Genomic DNA, 6398 nt, shown 5'->3' with positions numbered 1-6398 from the left:
TGAAGTCATGCACTCTCGATCAGGCGGGGGTGAGGCTGAGCAGGTCCTCCGCCTGCACCGCCTCGAGGGCCAGGGTGCGATAGCCCTCGGTCTCGAAGAGCACGGTGAGCCGGTCCTCCTCGGTGCTCATCACCACGCCGGGACCCCACTCGGCGTGCTCGACATGAGCGCCCACGGGGAACGGGTCGCGTCCTCGCCGCTGCAGCTGCTCGTAGGCAGAGCCGGACTCACACGTGTCGCAGTTGCCGCACGGCTCGGGCAGCTCCTCGCCGAGGTAGCCGAGCAGGAACTGGCGCCGGCACCCCGTCGTCTCGGCATAGCCGCGCATCATCTCGATCCGCGACCGCTCCACGCGCTGCCGGGTCTCGGCCGCCTCGACGGCGCGCCGGACGGCGTCTGCGGGACGGACGTCACGGGCGGTGACCCGCGACCGCCGCACCCGCACCGCATCGGCCTGCTCGAGCAGGTTGACGATCCCGGTGACCCGCCGCGCCGGCAGCTCCACAGCCCGGCGGAGGTCGGTCAGCCGGATGCCGCCCTCGGAACGGCGCACGGCCGCGAACACGGTCCGGAGCGCGTCCTCGTCGACGCTGCCGCCGGTGTGGAACCGGTGCAGCCCGAGGTCCTCGGGTCGATAGCAGAGCACCGCCTCCGCCGGCTCGCCGTCACGACCGGCCCGCCCGATCTCCTGGTAGTACGTGTCCGGTGCGTCCGGCGCGGCGGCGTGCAGGACGAAGCGGATGTCGGCCTTGTCGATCCCCATCCCGAACGCTGACGTCGCGACGACGACGTCGACGCTTCCCGCGGTGAACCGCTCGTGGACCTCGCGCCGCTCCGGGGCGCGCATCCCCCCGTGATAGCCGAGGGCCACGACGCCCCGCTCAGCCAGCTCAGCGGCATACCACTGCGTGTCCTTGCGGGTCGCGACGTAGAGCAAGCCGGGCCCGGCCAGCCCGGCCACCCGCTCGACGACCCCGTCGCGACGGTCGTCGTCCTCGACGTAGCGGTGGACGGCCAGGTGCAGGTTGGGCCGGTCGAAGCCCTGCACGACGACGAGCGGGTCGCGCAGGTGGAGCCGCTCGACGATCTCGTCCCGCACCGGTGGGGACGCGGTCGCCGTGAGGGCGACAACGCGCGGGTGGCCCAGTCGCTCGACCGCGGCGCCGACCTGCAGGTAGTCCGGCCGGAAGTCATGGCCCCACGCCGAGATGCAGTGCGCCTCGTCCACGACGAACTGCGCGACGTCGAGGCCGGCGAGCCGCGCCATCACCTCGTCGTTGGCGAACTGCTCCGGGGCGAGGAACAGGATGTGGTGCTCGTCGTGCTCGGCCGCCTGCCAGATCGCCTCGGCCCGCTTGGCCCTGGTCGTCGAGTTGAGCGCGTCGGCCCGCGGGGCGGCCGGTGCGGCGCGCAGCGCCGCGACCTGGTCGCGCTGCAGCGCGAGGAGCGGCGAGACGACGACCGTGACGCCGGGCAGCAGCGCTGCCGGCACCTGGTAGAGCGCCGACTTCCCGTAGCCCGTCGGCATGACGGCCAGGACGTCACGCCCGCTCATCGTCGCCTCCATCGCGACCCGCTGCCCCTCACGGAGGTCGTCGATGCCGAGGACGTGTTGGGCGGCCGCGGCCAGGTCGGTCTGTGACATGGCCGCCCTGTACCCAGCGGTCCCGCCACGCCGCGCGACGGCGCCGACGGTATGCCGCTCGGCGGGTGAGGCGGCGGGCGACCTCCGTACGAGGCGGGGATCACGGGACCTTCGCCTCTCGTCGCCACCCATGCCGGGGCGTGACCGTGGGCGCAGGACGAGGAAAGGTGGACGTGATGATCGAACAACCGCTGCCCTGGGGGAGCGCCGCGGCTGCCGTGGGCCGCTGCATCGCGCGCAGTGGCCTCCTGCTCGTCAGGGGGCAGGTGCACCTGCCGAGCGAGTGGGTGGGCCGGAGGGTCCGGTTCGGCGACGGCACCGTGGGCCGGGTCTACCGCGAGACGGCCGTCGATGCTCGACCGGTCGACCCGTGCGTCCTCGATGTCTGCTTCCGGCTCCGGGCGGTCCACGGGCGCGCGCACCGGCTCTTCGAGTGGGAGAGCCTGCTCAACACCCCCCTCTTCGTCGGCTTCCCCGGCTTTGTGACGAAGCTGTGGGTGGCGCATGACGACAACGGGACCTATCGGGGGCTCTACGAGTGGGACGGCGCCGAGCGGGCGGAGGCCTACGCCCGAGCGCTGTGGCGGGTGCTCCAGCTCGTCAGCGTGTCGGGGTCGATCCACTACCGGGTGCTGCCGGGCAAGCGTCGCGCGGACGTCTTCACCGAGCTCGACGGGGGCGCCCGCGAGCCGGCCGTCGCCACGGCCGCTGGGGAGTGGTGGGAGGTCGTCGCGCTCGGATGAGTCGCGTCCGGATGACCAGCGACCCGGTTGACGTCCTCGTCGTCGGGGCGGGCCCGGTGGGGCTCGCGCTCGCCCTCGACGTCGTCGCCCACGGGGGCACGGTGCGGATCGTCGAGCGGCGCACGGACCACCGACGCCCGTCCCGGGCGATGATGGTCCATCCGCGGACGCTCGAGGTGCTGCGCCCGCTTGGGGTGGTCGACGCCCTGCTCGCTCGGGGCGACGCGTCCCCGGCGGCGGACCTCCATGTGGGCCGCCGGCTCGTCCAGGTCGAGCTCGGCGACCTGGGGTGGCGCGGGACCGCCTACCCGCACCTGACCATGATCCGGCAGCTGGACGTGGAGGAGGTCCTCCTGGCCGAGCTGCACGCCCGCGGGGTCGAGGTCGAGTGGGGCACCGGGCTGGACCCACGGGACGGCGTGCCGGTCAGCGGCACCGACGGCGTGCGCGCGACGGTGCGCTCGTCGTCCCGCGCCGAGCAGGTCGACGCCCGGTTCCTCGTCGGCGCCGACGGCACCGGCAGCACCGTGCGCCAGCAGCTCGGCATCGCGTGGCCGGGGCGGTACTACGCGGTCGAAGTGGTCCTCGCGGACGTGGAGCTGTGCGGCGACGTGCGCCCGGGACGGCTCCAGGTCGCAGTCGGTGCGGAGGGGCTCGTCTTCGTCTTCGCCCTCGGGGAGGGCGCGCCGTGGCGCATCCTCGCGACCCGGCCGCGCCGGGCCGGGACGCCGGGTCTGGGCGAGGAACCGGTGCCGACCGAGCAGCTGCAGGAGCTCCTCGACCGCGCGGGACTCGACGCCGTCGTGTCCCGGGTGGCGTGGTCCTCCCGAATCCCCCTGCAGCATCGGCTGGCTCAGCGGTTCTCCGCGGGGCGTGTGTTCCTCGTGGGCGACGCCGCACACAGTCACTCGCCGGCCGCCGCGCAGGGCATGAACAGCGGGATCCAGGACGCGACGAACCTCGGCTGGAAGCTCGCCCATGCGGCCGCAGCCGACCTGGGCCCGGACTCCCCGCTGGTGGAGTCCTATCAGCTCGAGCGGCGGCCCGTCGCGCGGCAGGTGCTGGCCCTGACCGACACGGTCTTCACCGGGGAGGCCTCACCGGCCCTGCTGCCCAGGCTGGTCCGTGGACGGCTCCTGCCGCTGGTCGCTCCGCTCATGCCGTGGGCGACGAGTCGGCGACCGCTCATGTCCACGGTGCTGTGGATCCTGTCCCAGGGCTGGGTGCGGTATCGCTCGAGCCCGCTGTCCGTCGACCGGGACCCGGGTGGATCCGGGCCGCACCCCGGCGACCGGCTGCCCGAGACACGTGTGGTGTGCGACGGACGCCCCACGTCTCTCCATGAGCTGACGGCCCAGCCGGGCGTGCACGTGCTCGTGTCCCGGGAGGCCGCGCCCCAGCCCGCCCGGGTCGCCCGAAACACCATGGTCCACCGGCTGTCGAGCCGGCCCGGCACCGCGGTGACGGCGGTGCGCCCGGACGGCCAGGTCGGGTTTCGCTCCCCCACCGGTGCGGGCCTCGAGAACTGGCTCTCACTTGTCGGCAAGTAGTCGGCTCATCGCGTCAGCACGGACCCGTCGTTGGCATACTGAGAAGATGGGGATTGATGAACCGACGGAGGACTTGGAGACCCGCCGTCGCCTCGACGAACTGACCGGATGCCTGCAGGCGCAACGCGGCGACATCGACGCGCTCATCGCACGGGGGACGCTGGCGGACAGCAGGGCTGACGCGAGCGAGGCACTCGCCGCCCAGGACCGAAGACGCCTCGACGACCTCGAGGCCCGCGCCGAGATCGACCGCGAGATCGTCGCCGAGCTGCAGACCGACGGCATGATCAACAGGGAGCAGGTCGCCCAGCTCCAAGAGGCCCTCCGCACGTCCCGCACGATCGGGGCGGCGATGGGCATCGTCATGTCACACCACCGGGTGAGCGAGGACCGCGCCTTCGACATCCTGCGCGAGGCGAGCAACCACAGCAACCGCAAGCTGCGCAGCATCGCCGAGGACCTCGTGCTCGGTGGGGACGTCAGCCAGCTACCCGCCCCATAAGGTATCGCTGGGTCGCACGCCGTACAGCTCCCGGTAGTCCTGCGCGAAGCGCCCCATGCTCGCGAAGCCCCAGTGGGCGGCCACCTGAGTCACGGTGGTGCCGTCGGCCGGGCTGCTCGCACCGAGCTCCACGTGGGCGCGCTCGAGCCGCACCCGGCGCAGGTACGCCATGGGGGTGGTGTCGAGATGGCGACGGAACGACAGCTGCACCGCACGGGGCGAGGCGAACGCGGCGGCCGCAATGTCCGCCAGGATGATGTCGCGGTCGGCGTTCGCCTCGATGTAGTCCCGGGCACGTCGGAAGGTCCCCTGGTCCCCAGCCGCCTGCTCGCGGGTCTCGAAACCGTCGCCGGGTGCCCCGAAGACGTCGGCGACAAGGGCCTGCACGAGCCGGGCCGCGCTGCCGAGGACCAGCTCGGAGGACTGTGCCGAGTCGGGGTCGAGAACGACCTTGTCGATGAACCCGAACGTGCGGCGCAGCATGTCGCGCTGGCCCGGGCAGTGGGTGGCGAGCCGACCGAAGCGCACCACCTGCCCGGCCGCGTCGACGCTCGTCCCGGCGGCGCTGGGGGCGTCATGCGGACGGACCGGGATCGCCACTGCCTGCAGCTCGTCCCAGCGCAGCGAGTAACCCTCGCCCGGTTGGGCGAGGAGGAACACGTCTCCCGCGGTGAACCGCTCGGTGCCGGCGCGCGTGGTGCGCTCCACCCGTCCCCGCCGGACGGACACGAGCATCGGCTCGCCGGAAGCCTCCGTGACGTGCTCGTAGGCGGCGTTGTGCTCGAGCTCGACCATCGCGCAGGGCCCGGCGGACCGTGCGGCGTGGTGGAAGCGGAAGGCCTCGACGGTCCCGAGCGGACGTGCCTCGTAGTCCCAGTAGGTGCGCCGGAGGAAGTCGTCGGCAGCCGCGACGTCGTCGGTCCGGAAGTGCGCCGCGGCGCGCCGCCCGGGCTGGGGCTGGGCTGGGCCGCGAGGGGCGGCGTCTGCCTCTGCGGATCGGTTCGAGACGGCCGTCATGGCGGTGACCTCACGAGGAGGGGGCGACCGGCTGCTCGATCTTCCGCCAGTGTGCGCCCTTGCGGTCCCCGGTGGGGGCTTGGCGCCCTGCCTCTTTCCCGGAGGGGGCCGCGGTTTGTCGCGGCGAGCACGCGGGTAGCGGTCTGCAGAGTCGATGTCGAGGAGGCCACCATGGCGGGGGATGCACGGGACGAGCGGATGCGCAGCCGCGAGGAGACGCGGCACGACACCGTCCTGCTCGACGTCGACGGCACCTTGGTCGACTCGACCTACCACCACGCCCTGGCGTGGCACCGCGCGTTCCGCCGGCACGACATCTCCCTACCGATGTGGCGGGTGCACCGCTCGATCGGGATGGGCGGGGACCGCCTCGTCGGCGTCCTCGCCGGCGACGACGTGGAGCAGCGGATCGGTGACGAGCTGCGCTCGGCCTGGCACGAGGAGTACGCCAAGCTTGCCGACGAGGTGGAGCCGCTGCCCGGTGCCGCCGACCTCGTCCGGACGTTGAGCCGACGCTTCACCGTCGCGCTTGGCTCCTCCGGCAAGCCGGAGTTCACCCGGCAGGCGGTCGACCTCGTCGGCGTGCGCGACGACGTCGCCGTCGTCACGACCTCGGAGGACGCGCCCTCCTCGAAGCCGGCCCCCGACATCCTCGAGATCGCGCTGCAGAAGTCGGGCGGCCGCAGTGCGATCGTCATCGGCGACTCCACCTTCGACGTCTCCTCGGCGGCCCGGATGGGCGCGCCCTGCGTCGCCATCCGCACCGGGGGTTTCGGCGCGGACGAGCTGAGGGACGCTGGCGCCGTCCTCGTCGCCCGCGGCCTGCCGGACCTCCTCGACGCCGACTGGGACGAGCTGGCCCGGATGCAGCCTCCGCCCGGCGCCAGCGACGAGCCGCCGCTGCCGTGAGGCGCGGTCCCGCTGTGCCACAGGAGAACTCG

At 73.1% G+C, this 6398-nt stretch carries 6 protein-coding genes; 4 read left to right on the top strand and 2 right to left on the bottom strand.

Annotated elements, in window-relative coordinates:
* Positions 1 to 19 precede the first annotated feature (19 nt).
* Positions 20 to 1645 carry a RecQ family ATP-dependent DNA helicase gene (locus N864_RS17740; protein ID WP_034720082.1) on the bottom strand — a complete coding sequence of 542 codons (1626 nt, stop codon included), beginning with the start codon at positions 1643 to 1645 and terminating at the stop codon, positions 20 to 22.
* Positions 1646 to 1821: 176 nt separating this feature from the next.
* On the opposite strand from N864_RS17740, the gene N864_RS17735 reads away from it, so the two are divergent.
* Genes N864_RS17735 through N864_RS17725 form a run of 3 tightly spaced genes read left to right on the top strand, consistent with a single transcriptional unit; the run spans position 1822 to position 4440 of the window.
* Complete coding sequence (locus N864_RS17735; RefSeq protein WP_034720091.1) at positions 1822 to 2388, top strand: hypothetical protein; 567 nt, start codon at positions 1822 to 1824, stop codon at positions 2386 to 2388.
* Positions 2385 to 3938: an FAD-dependent monooxygenase gene (locus N864_RS17730; RefSeq protein WP_034720080.1), complete on the top strand. Its 1554-nt coding sequence runs from the start codon at positions 2385 to 2387 to the stop codon at positions 3936 to 3938. The genes N864_RS17735 and N864_RS17730 overlap by 4 nt, the downstream gene beginning before the upstream one ends.
* 46 nt (positions 3939 to 3984) lie before the next feature.
* On the top strand, positions 3985 to 4440 hold the full coding sequence (locus N864_RS17725) for an ANTAR domain-containing protein (RefSeq protein WP_034720077.1): 456 nt from the start codon (positions 3985 to 3987) through the stop codon (positions 4438 to 4440).
* Here N864_RS17725 and N864_RS23775 read toward each other — a convergent pair.
* Positions 4426 to 5457: an AraC family transcriptional regulator gene (locus N864_RS23775; protein ID WP_051518755.1), complete on the bottom strand. Its 1032-nt coding sequence runs from the start codon at positions 5455 to 5457 to the stop codon at positions 4426 to 4428. The two genes, N864_RS17725 and N864_RS23775, sit on opposite strands and share 15 nt — an antisense overlap.
* A gap of 171 nt (positions 5458 to 5628) precedes the next feature.
* On the opposite strand from N864_RS23775, the gene N864_RS17715 reads away from it, so the two are divergent.
* Positions 5629 to 6366, top strand: coding sequence for an HAD family hydrolase (locus N864_RS17715; RefSeq protein WP_240474386.1), 738 nt, complete (start codon positions 5629 to 5631; stop codon positions 6364 to 6366).
* The last annotated feature ends 32 nt before the right edge of the window (positions 6367 to 6398 follow it).

The organism is Intrasporangium chromatireducens Q5-1 (genome assembly GCF_000576575.1).
GTDB lineage: Bacteria > Actinomycetota > Actinomycetes > Actinomycetales > Dermatophilaceae > Intrasporangium_A > Intrasporangium_A chromatireducens.
Note: the sequence above shows the minus strand (reverse complement) of the source record. Positions and strands in the feature narration are given on the sequence as shown.